This is a genomic window from Streptomyces sp. Mut1 (assembly GCF_030719295.1).
Classification (GTDB): Bacteria; Actinomycetota; Actinomycetes; order Streptomycetales; family Streptomycetaceae; genus Streptomyces; species Streptomyces castrisilvae.
The window spans coordinates 5,094,994-5,113,123 of record NZ_CP120997.1; the positions used below are offsets into that span (position 1 = coordinate 5,094,994).

17 protein-coding genes are annotated in these 18,130 nt (G+C 70.8%); 11 read left to right on the forward strand and 6 right to left on the reverse strand.

Going from position 1 to position 18,130, the window contains the following annotated elements:
• Positions 1-28: 28 nt before the first annotated feature.
• From P8A18_RS22285 to P8A18_RS22315, 7 genes are all read left to right on the forward strand, one after another.
• A complete protein-coding gene (locus P8A18_RS22285; protein ID WP_306056979.1) occupies positions 29-493 on the forward strand; it encodes a cobalamin B12-binding domain-containing protein in 465 nt (154 codons plus the stop codon).
• Positions 490-3,675 (forward strand): FAD/NAD(P)-binding protein, encoded by a 3,186-nt coding sequence (locus tag P8A18_RS22290; RefSeq protein WP_306056981.1) that lies wholly within the window; start codon positions 490-492, stop codon positions 3,673-3,675. Before P8A18_RS22285 ends, P8A18_RS22290 begins: the two co-directional genes overlap by 4 nt.
• Positions 3,672-5,396: an AMP-binding protein gene (locus tag P8A18_RS22295; protein ID WP_306056982.1), complete on the forward strand. Its 1,725-nt coding sequence runs from the start codon at positions 3,672-3,674 to the stop codon at positions 5,394-5,396. The genes P8A18_RS22290 and P8A18_RS22295 overlap by 4 nt, the downstream gene beginning before the upstream one ends.
• Positions 5,397-5,529: 133 nt before the next feature.
• Entirely contained in the window at positions 5,530-6,060 is a 531-nt protein-coding gene (locus tag P8A18_RS22300) for an HPP family protein (RefSeq protein WP_018550327.1), read from the forward strand.
• Between the two features lie 205 nt (positions 6,061-6,265).
• A complete protein-coding gene (locus P8A18_RS22305; protein WP_306056985.1) occupies positions 6,266-7,069 on the forward strand; it encodes a class I SAM-dependent methyltransferase in 804 nt (267 codons plus the stop codon).
• Between the two features lie 66 nt (positions 7,070-7,135).
• Positions 7,136-7,594 carry a hypothetical protein gene (locus tag P8A18_RS22310; protein WP_306056987.1) on the forward strand — a complete coding sequence of 153 codons (459 nt, stop codon included), beginning with the start codon at positions 7,136-7,138 and terminating at the stop codon, positions 7,592-7,594.
• Between the two features lie 62 nt (positions 7,595-7,656).
• Positions 7,657-8,220 carry a hypothetical protein gene (locus P8A18_RS22315; protein WP_306056989.1) on the forward strand — a complete coding sequence of 188 codons (564 nt, stop codon included), beginning with the start codon at positions 7,657-7,659 and terminating at the stop codon, positions 8,218-8,220.
• Between the two features lie 278 nt (positions 8,221-8,498).
• On the opposite strand, the gene mgrA is transcribed toward P8A18_RS22315, so the two are convergent.
• Entirely contained in the window at positions 8,499-9,539 is a 1,041-nt protein-coding gene (mgrA, locus tag P8A18_RS22320; RefSeq protein ID WP_306056991.1) for an L-glyceraldehyde 3-phosphate reductase, read from the reverse strand.
• Positions 9,540-9,741: 202 nt separating this feature from the next.
• On the opposite strand from mgrA, the gene P8A18_RS22325 reads away from it, so the two are divergent.
• The 4 genes from P8A18_RS22325 (at position 9,742) to P8A18_RS22340 (ending at position 14,783) form a co-directional block, all read left to right on the forward strand.
• On the forward strand, positions 9,742-10,503 hold the full coding sequence (locus P8A18_RS22325; RefSeq protein WP_306056993.1) for an isoprenyl transferase: 762 nt from the start codon (positions 9,742-9,744) through the stop codon (positions 10,501-10,503).
• Between the two features lie 315 nt (positions 10,504-10,818).
• Entirely contained in the window at positions 10,819-12,141 is a 1,323-nt protein-coding gene (gene phoH2, locus P8A18_RS22330; RefSeq protein ID WP_026249372.1) for an RNA 5'-3' helicase PhoH2, read from the forward strand.
• Positions 12,142-12,531: 390 nt separating this feature from the next.
• A complete protein-coding gene (locus P8A18_RS22335; RefSeq protein WP_306056995.1) occupies positions 12,532-13,236 on the forward strand; it encodes an aggregation-promoting factor C-terminal-like domain-containing protein in 705 nt (234 codons plus the stop codon).
• 152 nt (positions 13,237-13,388) lie between these two features.
• Entirely contained in the window at positions 13,389-14,783 is a 1,395-nt protein-coding gene (locus P8A18_RS22340) for an AI-2E family transporter (RefSeq protein ID WP_306056996.1), read from the forward strand.
• A 108-nt stretch (positions 14,784-14,891) separates the two neighbouring features.
• On the opposite strand, the gene P8A18_RS22345 is transcribed toward P8A18_RS22340, so the two are convergent.
• From P8A18_RS22345 to P8A18_RS22365, 5 genes are all read right to left on the reverse strand, one after another.
• On the reverse strand, positions 14,892-15,425 hold the full coding sequence (locus tag P8A18_RS22345) for an alkyl hydroperoxide reductase (RefSeq protein WP_018550318.1): 534 nt from the start codon (positions 15,423-15,425) through the stop codon (positions 14,892-14,894).
• A 12-nt stretch (positions 15,426-15,437) separates the two neighbouring features.
• Positions 15,438-15,989 (reverse strand): peroxiredoxin, encoded by a 552-nt coding sequence (locus tag P8A18_RS22350; RefSeq protein WP_306057001.1) that lies wholly within the window; start codon positions 15,987-15,989, stop codon positions 15,438-15,440.
• Positions 15,990-16,327: 338 nt separating this feature from the next.
• A complete protein-coding gene (locus P8A18_RS22355; RefSeq protein ID WP_306057003.1) occupies positions 16,328-17,230 on the reverse strand; it encodes a JmjC domain-containing protein in 903 nt (300 codons plus the stop codon).
• 12 nt (positions 17,231-17,242) lie between these two features.
• Positions 17,243-17,530, reverse strand: a complete 288-nt coding sequence (locus tag P8A18_RS22360) for a hypothetical protein (protein ID WP_306057005.1) — start codon at positions 17,528-17,530, stop codon at positions 17,243-17,245.
• A gap of 309 nt (positions 17,531-17,839) precedes the next feature.
• Entirely contained in the window at positions 17,840-18,082 is a 243-nt protein-coding gene (locus tag P8A18_RS22365; RefSeq protein WP_306057007.1) for a DUF397 domain-containing protein, read from the reverse strand.
• Between the last annotated feature and the right edge of the window lie 48 nt (positions 18,083-18,130).

The following is an 18,130-nucleotide window of genomic DNA, read 5'->3' on the forward strand; positions in this document are numbered from 1 at the left end:
GCCGGACCGACCGAATCAGGAAAGGGAAATGATCACACCCGCAAGGCGGCCGCAGCGCCGCGTGCTCCTCTCGACCGTGTCCTCCGACTCGCATACCTGGAATCTGGTCTTCCTGCAGCTCCTGCTGCAGGAGAGCGGAAACGAGGTGATCAACCTCGGATCATGTGTTCCCGATGACGTCATCCTCGACGCGATACGCGTGGAACGGCCCGACGCCGTGGTGATCAGTTCGGTCAACGGCCACGGATTCCTCGACGGGCGACGTGTCATCAAGAAGCTCCGGAAAACCCCGGAAGGGGCCGGATTACCCGTCATGATCGGCGGAAAGCTCGGAATCCTCGGCGACGGGAACGACCAGTACTCTGACGAACTCGTCGCGGCCGGGTTCGACGCCGTATTCAGCGACAGCGCGTCGCCCCAGGCGCTCACCGACTACCTGCACGAACTCCCGGGCGCCCAGCCGCACGAGCTCGTGGGGGTGCCGGGCACATGACCGAGGGCATACCCGCCGACCTGAACGCCCACGTGGCGAGGGCGGCCGAGGACGGGCGGCTCGTGGTGCAGCCGCGCATGGGCATGGCGCTGCCCGGGGACATGGCCGCCGGACTCCGCGCCGTCGCGGACAGCCAGGTCCGCGCGGTCGGCACCATCACGCTGGACAGCTACACACGCGTCGGTGACCACGCGGGCGCGCGCCGGGCGCTGGACGAGGGACTCCCGCTGAACGGCTTCCCCCTCGTCGCCCACGGCCCCGAGATCACGAGGTCCGTCGCGGGGGCGGCCGGGGACCTCCCCGTCCAGGTCCGGCACGGATCGGCGCAGCCCGCCGACATCTTCGCCGCGATGGCCGCCGCCGGCCTGACGACCAGCGAGGGCGGACCGGTCTCCTACTGCCTGCCGTACGGGCGCACGCCGCTCGCGGAGTCCGTCGCGTCCTGGCGGGACGCCGGCACGCGACTCGCCGAGGAGTGCCGGGCCCAGGGGCTCGGGGCCCATCTGGAGACCTTCGGGGGCTGCCTGCTGGGCCAGTTGTGCCCGCCCTCGCTGCTGGTGGCGATGAGCGTGCTGGAGGGCCTCTTCTTCGCGCGGTGCGGGATCCCCTCCGTCAGCCTGAGCTACGCCCAGCAGACCAGCCCGGTGCAGGACATCGAGGCGCTCGCCGCCATGCGGATCCTCGCCGACGAACTGCTTCCGCCGTGGGTGGAACGGCACATCGTGCTCTACGCGTACATGGGCGTCTTCCCGCGCAGCCTGCAGGGCGCCGAACTGCTCCAGGCCACCAGTGCCGAGGTCGCGGTGCGCGGCGGGGCCGGGCGGCTCATCGTGAAGACCTCGGTGGAGGCGCACCGCATCCCGAGCGTCGAGGAGAACCTCGCCGCCCTGCGGCTCGCCGACGCCACCGCCCGCCACGCCCGGCACGAGAGCGTGCTGCCGTGGCACGGGCAGGCCGACCCGACCGACATCCTGCGCGAGGCCCGCGCCCTGATGGCCCCCGTGCTGGAGGCGGGCGACATCGGCGAGGGCCTGCTCCACGCCTTCCGCGAGGGCCTGCTCGACGTGCCGTACTGCCTGCACGTGGACAACAAGGGGCTCACCCAGGGGGCGATCGGGCCGGACGGGCGTCTGGAGTGGGCGCGGACGGGCGCCCTCCCCCTGCCCGGAGGCCGGCCCGCCCGGGGCAGCCTCGCCTCCCACGAACTGCTGCACATGCTCAACCACACGGCCGACAGATATGACCGACAAGCACTGCTGTCAGGACACGAGGAGAAGGCAGTGACACATGACACGACACCGCTCAGCGCGGCGATCGTGGGCGCCGGGCCACGCGGTCTGGCGGTGCTGGAACGTCTGGTGGCCCGCGCCGCCGCCGACGAGGGCGGCCGCGAGGTGCGCCTCCATGTGATCGACGACCACGAGCCGGGGGCCGGCCGCATCTGGCGGACCGACCAGCCGAGGACCCTGCTGATGAACACGCCGGCCGGTGAGGTCACCATGTTCTCCGGCCCCTGTGACGACGGCCCCGCACGCGCGGGCGCCGGCCCCTCGCTGGGCGAGTGGTGGCAGCGGGCCCATCCAGACGAGGGCGACCCGCTCGGCTACGCGCCGCGCGCGGTCTACGGCGAGTACCTGCGGTTCGTCCTCGACGCGGTCGTCACCGGCGCCCCCGCGCACGTGCGGGTGTCCTGCCTCACCGACCGGGTGGTGGACCTGTGCGCCGAGGGGCCCGGGGGCCGCTGGCTCGTACGGCCGCGGAGCGCCGACGTCCTCACCGTCGAACGGGTCGCCCTCACCACCGGGCACTCCGTACCCGAACTCCTCCCGGAGCAGCGGGTCCTGGCGGACTTCGCCGACGAGCGGCCGCATCTGCGCTATGTGCGCGGCGACTCCGCGGCCGACATGGCGCTGGACGACGTACCGCCGACCGCCACCGTGGGGGTGCTGGGCCTCGGGCTCGCCTTCTACGACGTCATGAGCCTGCTCACCGAGGGCCGGGGCGGGCGGTACGAGGAGGCCGGGGACGGGGCCCTGCGCTACGTCCCCAGCGGCCGGGAGCCCGGGATCGTCGCCGGTTCCCGCAGCGGCGTGCCCCTGCCGGCCCGGGGCCGCAACCAGAAGTCCCCGGACCACTCCTACCGGGCGCGGATCTTCACCCGGGAGCGCGTGCGGGCGCTGACCGCGTCCGGGAAGCTCGACTTCGAGCGGCAGGTCCTGCCCTGGATCATGGCCGAGGTCAACCTCGTCTACTTCGAGACGCTGATCCGCGGGGAGCAGGGCCCGCAGGCCGCCGCGGTCTTCGTGACGGAGGCGACCCGGGCCGCTTCCATGGACGCCGCGCCGGAGTTCGCCGTCGCCCGCAGGGCCCGCCGCTTCGGCGTGAAGGACCCCGGGGTCGACCTGTTCGCCTGGGCCCGGCCGTTCCGGGACGAGGTCTTCGACGGCCCCGACGGCTACCGCAAGCGGCTGACCGAACTCATCGAGGACGACCTCGCCCACGCCGCGCGGGGGAACCACGACGGGCCCGTCAAGGCGGCGCTGGACACGCTGCGCGACGTGCGCTCCACCATCCGGCTCGCCGTCGACCTCGGCGGCCTGACGGCCTGCTCGCACGAACTCGACTTCCTCGGCCGGTTCGTCCCGGTCAGCTCGCACCTGGCCGCGGGCCCGCCCCGGAAGCGGCTCCAACAGGTGCTGGCCCTGATGGAGGCGGGCGTGCTGCGGATACTCGGGCCGGGCGCCGAATTCCGTACGGACGCCGGGAACGGCACCTTCGTCGCGGCGTCCCGGCAGGTGACCGGCTCCGAGGTCCCCGTCGAGGTGGTCGTGGACGCCCGCATCCCCACCACCGACATCCGCCGTGACAGCGGCCCGCTCATCACCGCACTGCGCGAGCGCGGCCTGGCCACCAGCTACGCCAACGTCGACGACGAGGCCGTGTTCGACACGGGCGGCCTGTCGGTCACCAGCGCCCCGTACCACCCGGTGGACGCGCACGGGCAGCCGGTGGCCGGGCTGTACGCGCTCGGCATACCCACCGAGCACGCGCGCTGGTTCACCCAGGTCGGCAGCAGCCGGCCGGGCCCCTGGGGCGAGTTCATGGCCGATGCCGACGCCATCGCGCAGGACATGCTCGCCCAGCGCCGCGTACCGCAGCTCACCTGCCTGGAGGCGCAGTGAACGGCCCGTCCGCCGCCGCCTACTGGACCCACCGGCGCACCCCGGCCCACGAGGAGTTCCGGGCCGCCCGGGACGTCCTCCTGCTCCACCGCGACGACCACGACGCCGCGTGCGCGGCGTTCCGCTGGCCGCGCCCCGGGCACTTCAACTGGGCGCTCGAATGGTTCGACGTCATCGGCCGGGGCAACGGGGCGACGGCGCTCTCGGTCGTCGGGGCGGACGGCACGCCGGCGGAGAGCACCTTCGACCAGCTGTCGCGCGAGTCCGACCGCACGGCCAACTGGCTGCGCTCGCTGGGCGTCGGGCGCGGCCGGCGCGTGCTGCTCCTGCTGGACGTGCGCACCCAGCTCTGGGAGATCCTGCTCGCCTGCCTGAAGACGGGCGCCGTCGTCATTCCGGCGTACACCAGCCTGTCCGGGCCCGAGATCCGGGAGCGCGTCGAGCGCGGGCGGGTCCAGCACGTGATCTCCGAGGAGCGGACCGCAGCTGCGGTGCCCGCCGTTCCCGGGGCGAGGATCGTCGTCGAGGGCTCCGCCGAGGGCTGGCTGCCCTACGCGGACCGCGAGCCGATGCCGGACAGTTTCCTCCCGGACGGCCCCACACCCGCCGACGACATCGCCTTCTGCTACTTCACCTCGGGGACGACCTCCGCGCCGAAACTGGTCGCCCACACGCACACCAGCTACCCCGTCGGCCATCTGTCGAGCATGTACTGGAACGGGCTGCGCCCCGGGGACCGGCACCTCAACGTCTCGGCACCGGGATGGGCCAAACACGCCTGGAGCGGCTTCTTCGCCCCGTGGAACGCGCAGGCGACGATCGTGGCCCTGGCCCCCGGCGCGTTCGACGCGGCGGAGTTCGGCGCCTCGGCGGACCGGCTGGAGGTCACCTCGGTCTGCGCACCCCCCAGCGTCTGGCGCCTGCTGATGCCGCACCTGGCGCGGCGGGGCCCCGGACGGCTGCGGGAGGCGACCAGCGCGGGCGAGCCCCTGACCGAGGCCGAGGCGCAGGCCGTCGCCACCCACTGGGGGGTACGGCTGCGCGACGGCTACGGGCAGAGCGAGGCCACGGCCCTGGCCGGCACCACCCCGGCGCTGCGCGGCGCCGGGCGCCGGCTCGGCAAGGCGCTGCCCGGGTACGTCCTCACCCTGATGGGCCAGGACGGGCCGACGGAGAACGGCCCCGGCGAGCTGTGCGTCGACGCGGCGGCCGCCCCGGCCGGGCTGATGGCCGGCTACATCGACGACAGCGGGGCCCTGCGCCCGGCCGTCGACGCCGGGCTCTACCGGACCGGTGACATCGCCGTACGGGACGCCGAGGGGTTCCTGAGCGTCCTCGGCCGGGAGGACGACGTCTTCAAGTCGTACGACCACCGGATCTCCCCGTACGAGACCGAGGCGGTGCTGCGCGGGCACCCCGCGGTCCGTGAGGCGGCGGTGGTGCCGCAGCCGGACCCGGTCGGGGGCGCCGTGCCCGTCGCGTATCTGGAGCTGGAGAGCGTGCCGCGCGGCGCCGGTCCCCAGGACGTGGCGGCGGAGCTCGCGCGGTTCTGCGCCGAGCGACTGGCGCCCCATGCCTGTCCCCGGGCGTTCTCGGTGGTGGAGGCGCTGCCGAGGACCACCTCGGGCAAGGTCAGACGGGCGCCGCTGGCCCAGCAGGCCAGGGAGCTGCCCCTGCCGTGCGGTGCCGACCGTCTCGGGGAGGCATCGCTGACCGGCTGAGTCATTCCGGTCGTAGTCCCGCAACCGGCCGCGTAGCCGGTCGGTTGCGGGTACATTCATACCGTCAGCGCTAATGGGTAAGCCATTAGGCGGCGGATGTGCATCACTCGTGAGTTGAGAGGAATCCGACACAATGACGCAGACCAGGCCCGTGGCCGAGGTCCCCGCCCCCACGCGTCCGTGGCACGCGACCCAGGCGCCACCCCGGCCCAAGCCGCTGACGATGCTGGTCGCCACCGCGAGCAGCGTGATCGCGCTGACCCTCCTGGTGGCCATCGGCGAATGGACGGACCAGGTACTCCTCATCCCGCCGCTCGCGGCGAGCATGGCGCTCATCGCGGGTGCCAGTCAGACGCCCCTCGGGCAGCCCCGCAGCGTGATCGGCGGACAACTCGTCTCCGCGGTCACCGGGTTCGTCGTCCTCGCCGCCCTGGGACAGGGTGTCTGGGCCTCCGGCATCGCGGGCGGACTCGCGCTCGGCGCCATGATGCTGCTGCGCGTCGCCCACTCACCGGCCGCCGCGACGGCCGTGATCGTGGCCGCCACCGGCCCCTCGGTCGTCCCGTTCCTCGCCCTGCTCGCCGCGGCCACGGTGATCCTGGTGCTGGTCGGCCTCGTCGGCAACCGGGTCAACAAGCAGCCGTACCCCGTCTTCTGGTGGTGACCCCGCCCCCGGGCCGTGTCCGCGAAGCCCCGTCCGGCCCCCCGACGCCCTTCGGGTACGACGGGACTTCGCGACACGACCTGGGCGCGCCGACGGCGCCACGGACCCGCGCGAGCGGCGCCCGTGGCGCCGTCGCCATTCGGGCCCTGCCGCGCGGGCGGTAAAACGGTCGCGCCCCTTCGCCGCCCCCTGCGACCATGGCCGCATGCCCGCCGCACCCGAGGACCGCACACCACCCGAGCCCGGCGAAGCCGCCCGGTTCGACGCCCTCGTCGCCGAGGCGGACGCCGTCTCCGTAGATGGCTGGGACTTCTCCTGGCTGGACGGCCGGGCCACCGAGGAGCGCCCCTCCTGGGGGTACGCCCGGCTGGTGGGGGAGCGGATGGGCCGGGCGCGGGCCGCGCTCGACATCCAGACGGGCGGCGGCGAGGTGCTCGCCTCCGTGCCGAAGCTGCCCGTGCCGACCGTCGCCACCGAGTCCTGGCCGCCGAACATCGCCCGCGCCACAGCCCTGTTGCACCCGCGCGGCGCCGTGGTCGTCGCGGACGACGACGAGCCGCCGCTGCCCTTCGGTGACGCCGCCTTCGACCTGGTGGTCAGCCGCCATCCGGTGACCACCTGGTGGCAGGAGATCGCCCGGGTGCTGGCCCCCGGTGGCACATACCTCTCCCAACAGGTGGGCCCCGCCAGCGTCTTCGAGCTGGTCGAGTACTTCCTCGGACCGCAGCCCCCCGAGGTGCGCGGCGCCCGCGACCCGGAGCGGGCGCGCGCCGACGCCGAGGCGGCCGGTCTCGACGTGGTCGACCTGCGGGCCGAGCGGCTGCGTACCGAGTTCTCCGACATCGGCGCCGTCGTCTACTTCCTGCGCAAGGTGATCTGGATGGTGCCCGGCTTCACCGTCGAGCAGTACCGGCCCCGGCTCGCCGAGCTGCACCACGAGCTGGAGACCGGCGGCCCGTTCGTCGCCCACACCACCCGCTTCCTGATCGAGGCCCGAAAACCGGTGTGAGACCAACGCCCCCGGGGCCCGAAGGATGGCACTCTGTTCGCTGAGCGCTCGGGGAAGGAGCAGGCCATGGACGCCGGCAACGACAGGGACGCCACACGCGGCCCGCGCCAGGGCAACGCCGAGTGGCTCAGGGGGGCCAGGATCGTCGGCGTGCTCGGCATCTTCTACCGCCCGGAGGGGCGCATGGGCGAGCCGGAGGCCGTCGCTTTCCTCCTGGACGACGGCCAGTCGGTGCTCCTGACCTGTGCGTCCGACGGCACCCTGCACGTCGGCGCCGGCACCTGGCCGCACCTGCCCGACTGGTGCGTCCCCGCCGCCCAGTGGGAGTACACCGCCCTGGCCGCCCTGCCCCAGCCCCCCGAAGGAGGCTGGACCGTGCTGAGCACCGACGAACGCCGGGACGAGCGGGGCGAGGTCCACGAGGCCGTCATCCGCTGCCAGGGCGGCCGCTTCGTGGTCGTCGGCGGCGACACCGTGGGCATCCGCTTCACCCGGGGACACCGGGGCGCCGCGGCCACGACCTGACGACGGGTCCGCCCCCCAACTCCCGCCCCGGGCAGGCACGTCGGTGTCCCATACTCGTGCCCATGAGCCCAGTCGGACGTACCTCCCCGCTCCTCACCGGCGCGACCGCGCTCCTGCTGGCCGCGGCCCTCGCGGGCTGCGGCACGGAGCACGCCGGCGGCCGGGCCGCCTCGGCCCCGGACAGCCCGTCACCCATCGCCGCGAGCCCGTCCGCGAGCCCGTCCGCGAGCCCGTCCGCGAGCCCGTACGACGAGCGGGGCCCCGGCGACGGCGCCCCGCACTACGCCGAGAACCACGCCTTCCAGTCCACCCTCGACCTGTCGGACGCGGACCGGGCCAGGGGCGAGGCCGAGGTGGCGAAGGTGAAGCGGGGGCTCGCCGGGCTCGCGGAGGGACGCGAGTCGACCGAGACCGGCGTCCGCCGGGCACTCACCGGGCTCGGATACGCCGAAGGGACGATCGCCACCGGCTCCTTCGGACCGCACCGCACCTCGTTCATCCTGTCCCTCGGCACCCTGTGCGTGAAGGGCTCGCTGGACGGCACGGTCAACGGCCTCGTCAACGCCGAAGCGCATGGCCGCTACATGGAAGGCACCGGCTGCGTGAAGCCGCGGGGCGGCCACTGAGACACGGAATGTGGACATCCTGTGGACGTTTTCGGTGACTGACCGGCGCCCCGGGGCGTCCGTGCAGGTCCAGGGCGTGCGCGGCCCCCGATCGCGTGCCCGGAGCGGAGCCTCCCACTCTCGGAGAGTAATTATTTCGCGCCGCGGCACCCAACATCACTTACGAAGGGTTATGGTGGAACCCCCCCCTCGGGCCGGTCCGTAACCCCCCCCACGGACCGGCCCGTTTTTTGTGCCCGCGTCCCGGCCCGTGCCGGAGACCGGACGGGCCGGGGTCCTCAGCCCCGTCCGGCCCAGATGTTGGTGCCCTCGGTGTCCACGGCGAAGGTGTCGATCTCCTTCAGCTCCTCGGCCGACAGCCCGGGACCCGCCAGCGCGGCGACGTTCTCCTCCAGCTGCTCCACCCGTGACGCGCCGATCAGGGCCGACGTCATACGGCTGTCGCGCAGCACCCACGTCAGAGCCAGCTGGGCGAGCGACTGGCCCCGGCGGCGCGCGATGTCGTTCAGCCCGTTCAGCCGGCGCACCACCTCCCGCGACAGCAGCCCCGGGTCGAGCGACTTGCCCTGCGTGGCCCGAGAGCCCTCCGGTACGCCGTTCAGGTACTTCCCGGTCAGCAGCCCCTGGGCCAGCGGCACGAAGGAGATGCAGCCCATACCGGCCGCCTCCAGCGTGTCCAGCAGCCCGTCGTCCTCGGTCCAGCGGTTGATCATCGAGTAGGACGGCTGGTGGATCAGGGCCGGCACCCCCATCTCCCGCAGCAGCCGCGCCGCCTCGGCGGTCTGCGCCGAGTTGTACGAGGACACCCCCACGTACAGCGCCTTGCCCTGGCGCACGGCGGAGGCCAGCGCCCCCATCGTCTCCTCCAGCGGAGTGTCCGGATCGAAGCGGTGCGAGTAGAAGATGTCGACGTAGTCCAGGCCCATCCGCTTCAGCGAGGCGTCCAGCGACGACAGCAGGTACTTGCGCGAGCCCCACTCCCCGTAGGGGCCGGGGTGCATCTCGTATCCCGCCTTGGTGGAGATCAGCAGCTCGTCCCGGTACGGCGCGAAGTCCTGCCGGAAGAGCCTGCCGAAGTTCAGCTCGGCGGAGCCGGGCGGCGGGCCGTAGTTGTTGGCCAGGTCGAAATGGGTCACACCGAGGTCGAAGGCGCGGCGCAGGATGGCCCGCTGCGAGCCGAGCGACCGGTCGTCGCCGAAGTTGTGCCAGAGACCGAGAGAGACGGCCGGGAGCTTCAGGCCGCTGCGTCCGCTGCGCCGGTACTCCATGGAGTCGTAGCGCGATCCGGCGGCCCGGTAGGAGGAAGGGGAGTCAGTCATGATTCTCTGCTTATCACGGACTTGTGACAGGCCGGGTTGGGCCGGTGCGGCGGCTGCGCAGTAATGTGGTGGCCCTGACGGGACTGCCATGACACGGCGGAGCGATGCTCCTTTCCAGTGCGGCGATCCGATCCCCGGGGGACGATCCCGGACCCCGGGTGAAGGGGCCGGCGGGCCCGCACGGAACCGAGAGGTGGACTCAGTGAACTTGCGCGACCTGGTGTACGGGCTCTACGCGCGCCGGGTGGAGGCCCGCCTCGATCACGCCCAGGTGCCCAAGCACATCGGTGTCATCCTCGACGGCAACCGGCGCTGGGCCAAGGCGTCCGGCGGCACCGCGGCCGAGGGGCACCAGGCCGGGGCCGACAAGATCAAGGAACTCCTCGGCTGGTGCAGCGAGACCGACGTCGAGGTCGTCACGCTCTGGCTGCTGTCCACGGACAACTTCGACCGGCCCGATGCCGAGCTGACGCCCCTGCTCGGCATCATCGAGAACACCGTGCGCGGCCTCGCCGCGGACGGCCGCTGGCGCGTCCACCACGTCGGCACGCTCGACCTGCTGCCCTCCCACACCCAGACGGTCCTCAAGGAGGCCGAGCAGGCCACGATCGGCGTCGACGGGATACTGGTCAACGTCGCCGTGGGCTACGGGGGCCGCCAGGAGATCGCCGACGCGGTGCGCTCGCTGCTCCTGGACCACTCCGCGAAGGGCACCTCCTTCGAGGACCTGGCCGAGATCGTCTCCACCGACCTGATCTCCGAGCACCTCTACACGCGCGGCCAGCCCGACCCGGACCTCGTGATCCGCACCAGCGGTGAGCAGCGGCTCTCCGGGTTCATGCTCTGGCAGAGCGCGCATTCGGAGTACTACTTCTGCGAGGTCTTCTGGCCGGCCTTCCGCCGGGTCGACTTCCTGCGGGCCCTGCGCGACTACGCCGCCCGCCACCGCCGCTACGGCGGCTGAGCCACCACCGCGCCACCCGCCCGGCCTTCCCCCGGAAGTGGGGCCGGTCGGCATGGCCGGGCGTGTTCGAGGGCATATCCCTGACAGGTCGGCGTCCGGTCATCAACCAGGCGGACGCCGTGTCCAAGTGAGCGGCGTCGAGTCCGCTCGCCCGGGAGGCCCTTTGCACACGAGGGACCGTACACACAGTGCGGCTGACGTGGAGGGCCGGCGCTCGGCCCGCGCAAGGCGGCCGGAGCCCGGTCCGTCCTCTCCCATTGGGATGCTCCGCGACGCCGTCGCACCCCAACCTCGTCCGAGGGGGTACGTCCTTCCGTGGTGACCAGCACAAAGCGCCGCATGCCCGACAGGCGCACCTATGTTCTCGACACCAGCGTCCTGCTGGCCGATCCGAACGCCATGGCCCGCTTCGACGAGCACGAAGTCGTGCTCCCTGTCGTCGTGGTCACGGAACTGGAGGCCAAACGGCACCATCCGGAGCTCGGCTACTTCGCCCGCCAGGCCCTGCGCCTGCTGGACGACCTCCGGGTCCGCTACGGCCGGCTGGACGCCCCGATCCCCCTCGGGGACCTGGGCGGGACGCTCCGTGTCGAACTCAACCACTCCGATCCCGGCGTCCTGCCCGCCGGCTACCGGTTGGGGGACAACGACTCACGGATCCTCGCGGTCGCGCGCAACCTCCAGGCCGAGGGGTACGACGTCACGGTCGTCTCCAAGGACCTTCCGCTGCGCATCAAGGCGTCCTCGGTCGGCCTCCTCGCCGAGGAGTACCGCGCCGAACTCGCGATCACCGACTCCGGCTGGACGGGCATGGCGGAACTGCCCCTCGCCGCCGACCAGGTGGACCTGCTCTTCGCCGAGGAGACGCTGTACGTCCCCGAGGCCGCCGACCTGCCCGTGCACACCGGTCTGGTCCTCCAGTCCGAGCGGGGCAAGGCGCTCGGCCGGGTGACGCCCGACGGGCAGGTGCGCCTCGTGCGCGGCGACCGGGAAGCGTTCGGCATCCACGGCCGCAGCGCCGAGCAGCGCATCGCCCTCGATCTCCTGCTGGACCAGGAGGTCGGGATCGTGTCGCTGGGCGGCCGGGCCGGCACCGGCAAGTCGGCCCTCGCGCTCTGCGCCGGCCTCGAAGCGGTGCTGGAGCGCGGGCAGCACAAGAAGGTGATGGTCTTCCGCCCGCTGTACGCGGTCGGCGGCCAGGAGCTCGGCTATCTCCCCGGCAGCGAGGCCGAGAAGATGAGCCCCTGGGCGCAGGCCGTCTTCGACACCCTCTCGGCCGTCTCCGGACGCGAGGTGATCGAAGAGGTGCTGGGACGCGGCATGCTGGAGATCCTGCCGCTCACCCACATCCGGGGCCGGTCCCTGCACGACGCCTTCGTGATCGTCGACGAGGCCCAGTCGCTCGAACGGAACGTCCTGCTGACCGTGTTGTCCCGGATCGGCACGAATTCGCGCGTCGTGCTCACGCATGACGTGGCGCAGCGGGACAACCTCAGGGTCGGCCGGTACGACGGCGTGGTCGCCGTGGTCGAGAAGCTGAAGGGCCACCCGCTCTTCGCGCACGTGACGCTCACGCGTTCCGAGCGTTCCCGTATCGCCGCCCTGGTGACCGAAATGCTGGAGGAAGGTCAGATCTGATACCGGCTGGGGCTTTTGCTGCCGCCCGGCGGGCCAAGGAGCCTAGCCGGGCGGCCTCGCGTTGCGGCGCCTTTTCCGAAATTCGGGTGCTCCAAACGAGGTGTGAGCTTTCACACGCAACAGAGAATTGCTTCCCGGCGTCCCGTTCCGGCAGAGTCTTGCTTCCGTCAGGCCCCGCATACGGCACACCGGCACCTCCAGAGGTGCCACACACCAGACAACTCAACAACCGCCGCCCGTATGCCGCCCGCGAGTACCACGCGGCGTTCCCTCCGGGGAGTCGCCCACCGGGCCCGTGCCTCCCGTGACCCAAGCAGTAGGGAGGCCAGTGTCAGGGGCACGATTGCGCCCGCGAGGTCACCTAAGCGGGCGATGCTGGAAGGACACCGTGTGAGCCGGATCTCGGTCCGGGGGTTCGCCGTGGCATCTGCCACCGCGGTCACCACCGTAGGCGCCGTCGTAGGCGTTGCATCGGGCAGCACCCCTGCTGTCGACGACAACAACTTCGAGGCGACCGCAGCCGACACCACGCTGCTCGCCGACATTCCCGCGGGCCAGCAGGCCCAGGTGCAGACCGCGTCGCTGACGCAGCAGGCCGACGCGCAGGCGTCCGCGGCCGACTCCGCCGCGAAGAAGTCCGCGGAGGAATCGGCCCGTATCCAGGCTGCCAAGGACGCCAAGTCCAAGAAGCAGGCGGCCGAGGACAAGCTGGAGAAGGAGCGCCAGGAGAAGAAGGAAGCGGCCGAGCGCGCCAGCCGCTCCGAGGTCCGCTCCACCACCTCGTTCGCCACGCAGGGCTCCTACACGGTGGCCGAGATCCAGGCCATCGCACGCCAGATCGTGCCGGCCGACCAGTTCCAGTGCTTCAGCAACATCGTGGACCACGAGTCGACCTGGAACTACCGGGCGACCAACCCGTCTTCCGGCGCCTACGGCCTCGTCCAGGCCTACCCCGGCTCGAAGATGGCGTCCGCCGGCGCCGACTGGCAGACGAACCCGGCCACCCAGATCAAGTGGGGCCTCAGTTACATGAACGGCCGCTACGGAAGCCCGTGCGGTGCCTGGTCCTACTGGCTGGTCCACCACTCGTACTAGAACCTTCCGAGTACTGGAACCTTCCGAGGTTCAGGTCTCAACCTCGCGAAGCCCCTCTCCGTCCTACGGTGGGGGGCTTCGCGCGTGTACGGTCATGCGGGACCGCTCCCGGGGGAGTGGTGGGGAGAGCGGACGGGGGTAGAGGAACCGTTATGTCGAAACTGCCGGGGTGGCTCGGAACACTGGGCGCCGAACTGACCAGACTGGGCGAGCGCCTTGACGAACGGCGGGCCGAGTCGGAGGCCGAGGACGACCCTCTGCCCGCGGACCCGCCCGCGACGGAGGACACCGCACCGGGGAAGCCCGCAGCGAAGGACGACCCCGCCGTCGACCAGGTGCCGGCCCCGCCCACGTACGCGCCCTCCGTCGCCGCGCGGCCCGATCCGGTCGCGGCGATCCCCTGGGGGATGCGGGTCGCGGCCGAGGCCGGCTGGCGGCTCCTCGTGCTCGCGGGGACCCTCTGGGTACTCATGCGGGTCATCAGCGCGGTGCAGCTCGTCGTGCTGGCCTTCGTCGCCGCTCTGCTCGTCACCGCGCTGCTCCAGCCGACCGTCGCCCGGCTGAGGAGCTACGGACTGCCCAGGGGGCTGGCCACGGCCGTCACCGCGGTGTCCGGCTTCATCATCATGGGCCTGGTCGGCTGGTTCGTGGTGTGGCAGGTGATGGACAACATCGACACCCTGTCCGACAAGGTCACCAAGGGCATCGACGATCTGAAGAACTGGCTCCTGGACAGCCCGTTCCATGTCACCGACAAACAGATCAACGACGTGGCCAAGAACCTCAGCGACACCGTCGGCACCAACACCGAGGCCATCACCTCCGCCGGGCTCCAGGGCGTCACCGTCATGGTGGAGTTCATGACCGGGGCGCTCCTGGCGATGTTCTCGACGCTCTTCCTGCTCTACGACGGCAAGCGCATCTGGCAGTGGGTGCTCAAGCTGGTGCCCGCCCAGGCGAGGCCCGGCGTCGCGGGCGCCGGTCCGCGTGCCTGGCGGACCCTGACCGCCTATGTGCGCGGCACCGTCATAGTCGCCCTGATCGACGCGATCTTCATCGGCCTCGGGATCTACTTCCTCGATGTGCCGATGGCCGTGCCGCTGGCCGTCTTCATCTTCCTCTTCGCGTTCATCCCGCTCGTGGGCGCGGTGGTCTCCGGGGCGCTGGCGGTGGTCGTCGCCCTGGTCACCGAGGGTGTGTTCACGGCGCTGATGGTGCTGATCGTGGTCCTCGCGGTGCAGCAGATCGAGGGCCACATCCTCCAGCCGTTCATCCTGGGCCGGGCCGTGCGGGTGCACCCGCTGGCCGTGGTGCTCTCGGTCGCCGCGGGCGGCATGATCGCCGGCATCGGCGGTGCGGTCGTCGCGGTGCCGCTGGTGGCGGTGACCAATACGGTGGTCGGCTATCTGCGGACGTACGGGCAGGAGGAGTCGCGCCGCCACTCGCCGCCCCCGCACGGGGCGACCGCGCTCGACGCGGCGCCGACCCCGGCGCCCGGCTCGCCGCCCGAGGACAGCGACGACGAGGCCGCGCCGCGCACCTCGTAGCGCGCGCACTCGCCCGTAAGCGCCTGTACGCGCCTGTACAGAGAAGAAGGGCCCCTCGGACGGTCGGTCGTCCTGGGGGCCCTTCTCGTATCAGGGTACTGCGCGTTCCTACTCGGCGAGGACAGCCTCGGCCTCAAGGGTCACGCCGACCGCCTGGATCACCGAGGCGATCTTGACGGCTTCCTGGATGGTCTCGCGGTCCACGCCGGCCTTGCGGAGCACCTGCTCGTGGGAGTCCAGGCACTGGCCGCAGCCGTTGATCGCGGAGACGGCGAGCGACCACAGCTCGAAGTCGACCTTCTCCACGCCCGGCTTGCCGATCACGTTCATCCGCAGGCCCGCGCGCAGGTTGCCGTACTCGGGGTCCGAGAGCAGGTGGCGCGTGCGGTAGAAGACGTTGTTCATCGCCATGATGGCGGCGGCCGACTTCGCGGCGGTGTACGCCTCCGCGGAGAGGTTGGCCTTCGCCTCCGGCTCCAGCTCGCGCAGCACCTTCGGCGAGCGCGAGGCGATCGCGCAGGCCAGGACGGTGCCCCAGAGCTGCTGCTGCGGCAGTTCGCTGTTGCCGATGACCGAACCGAGGTTCAGCTTCAGGTCCTTGGCGAAGTCCGGTACGGCGGCCTTCAGTTCGTCGAGTGCCATGTCGGTGTCAGCTCACTCGCCCGAGAGGAGCGCGACCGGGTCGAGGGTGTTCTCGCCCTTGGTCCAGTTGCACGGGCACAGCTCGTCGGTCTGGAGGGCGTCGAGGACCCGCAGGACCTCCTTGGGGTTACGGCCCACGGAACCGGCGGTCACCATCGTGAACTGGATCTCGTTGTTCTGGTCGACGATGAAGACGGCGCGCTGCGCGAAGCCGTCCTCGCCCTCGATGCCGAGGTCACGCATGAGCTCGTGCTTCGAGTCGGCCAGCATCGGGAAGGGCAGGTCGGTCAGGTCCGGGTGGTCCTTGCGCCAGGCGTGGTGCACGAACTCGGAGTCGCCGGAGAAGCCGAGGATCTGGGCGTCACGGTCGGCGAACTCGTCGTTCAGCTTGCCGAAGGCGGCGATCTCGGTCGGGCACACGAAGGTGAAGTCCTTCGGCCACGCGAAAATTACTTTCCAACCCTCATACGTCTTGTGGGTGATGGTCTCGAACTCCTTGCCCTTCTCGAGAGAAACGCAAGCGGTCAGTTCGAACTCGGGAAACTTGTCACCGACAGTGAGCATGGTTCTGGGTACTCCTGTGTTGCTTGGGGCTGGACATGAGCACAGTCGCACATGTCCCATTGATCACGGAAATCGGTCACGTCGCGGGGATTGATAGAAGGGGGTGATCAGTGCTGGACGTGAGGCACTGCTTGCTGCGGTCCACCCCGAGACCCCTCCCCGGGCTGAACGGAGTGGGCCGCGTTTTGCCCTCCTGCCCTGTTCGATCTTGAGTGGGGACAAGTGTTCATTGTGGCTCCCGAGGGCCTATCTGTCCGGTATGAACCCGCTGGGAGATTGCCTCGGGCGCGTTTCCGTAGCGGAACTTCTCAACCTGGACAGGGCGCCGAGGCCTCCAGTCAGGTGGTGTACTCCAGCTCAGTGAGAGCGGTCTGCCGCAGGACCGGCGCGATCTGGTCCACGTCAACGCCTTCGAGGTACGCCACGAGTGCCTTCCGGACCTCCTGCACGCGACTGGCGAGGCCGGTGGGACTCAGTAGATGCTCAGGGAGCACCACCCTCCGGAACGCAGGGTCCTCGATGGCTGCGGCGATGAGCTTTTCCGCGATCCAGAGGGGAGTGCGCTCGCGGATCGCGAACGTGAGGTGGACGCTCCGCTCGTCGGAGTCCAGGGCGTGAGGGTTGTGGATCCACCCACGTGGCAGAAGGAGCGACTGTCCCGGTTTCAGGTCCACTTCCGCGTCCGGCCCGGCTGCTTCCCACTTCGGGATGAACTCGGGGTTCCAGACCCGGAACGACTCCTGGTATTCACGCATGGGCGCCGAGTACTCCGGACGCCATAGCTGCCACTGCTTCTCGCCCTCGATCTGTGCGATCACGGCCATCTGCTGGTCCCAGTGGTGCAGGAGACCTTGGCTTCGCGGCGGGGTCAGGAAGGCGTGCAGGTAGTTGCTGTACCCGGTCTCCTGCTGAATGACCCGGGCCATGTCGGCGAGGAACGGAACCACACGCTGAAGGTTGCCGAGCCGGATGGTGTAGCCGTCGCCATAGAGCTTGTGGAGCTTGGCAGGATCAGTCCGGCCGTTCGTTCGGTGGCAGTCGGGATGCAGGGAGGGGCCCGACTTCACGAGGGCGATTTCGTCTGCCGGCACGCAACCCGTGTCGATGTAGTGGTCGATCACGTCCGGGGTGACGGCGCGGTCCAGGGCTGTCGAGCCTCGCTCGAAGACCGCAGGCTCGTTCGGCCAGGAGTTCAGGAGGGCGGACACGCCCTCTTCGGGGAGTAAGAGGCTGAGCGACATTGCGTCGGCTCCTTACGACGGTGGGAGCGGGCAAGGGAGTTCCGGGTGGAAGCGGTTGGGGCAGCACACGACGGAGAACGAGATCAGGCTCTTGGCTGCCGTGTAGTACACCCAGGTCACGTCGACGCCACGAGGGAGCACGTCAGTGGCGTACTCCAACTTCTCTTCGAGGGTGCTGTACGCCTGAAGTCCGTCCGCTCGTACGTAGGGCGGGCTCTCGTCGTACTTCTTCGTCAGCCAGGCCAGTGCGATACCAAGCTCGGCCCAGGTGCGATCAGCGGAGACCTGGCTCTTCTTCATCAACCAATGGCCGGTCATCGTCGGAGGCACGTTGCCCGTCTGGAAATCGGCGGCAGCTTCGCGATACCTGTCCAGAACTTCCTGCTGCTTCTTGTCCTCGGGGTTGAGGACCGAGGGTGGGCCGTTGGGGTGAGGTGGCCGGCGGCCACCCTCTTTCCCGTACACAGCAGACGATCCGGTCCATGGACCGTATCCGTGCCAGTGCCCTGACCAGCTCATATGCGCCCTTCATGGGAGGCGGCGGGGCCGCCCGAGGAGAGACCTCGGGCGGCCCGCCTGCGTGATGCTCTGTGCTCGGGAGGGGGCAGATTAGACCGTCAGACCCCGCTGCTTGACCCAGCCCGCCGCGAACGCGTCGAGTTCCGCCTCGGTGAACCGCAGCTCCTTGCCGGACCCCTCCGGCTTGCTGTCGCGGAGGGCGAACGAGGACTCCGCGCCGGGAATGGCCGCGAAGGACACACACGTCTCGTTGGAGCCGCCTAGGTTGCCTCCGCAGTACTGCTCGAACGCGGCGCTCCCGGGTACGGGCAGGGTGTAGAGGTTTTCGTCCATGGGAATCGTTCTCCTGGTGCTGGACTGAGCGGAGATTCGTTCTCCGCG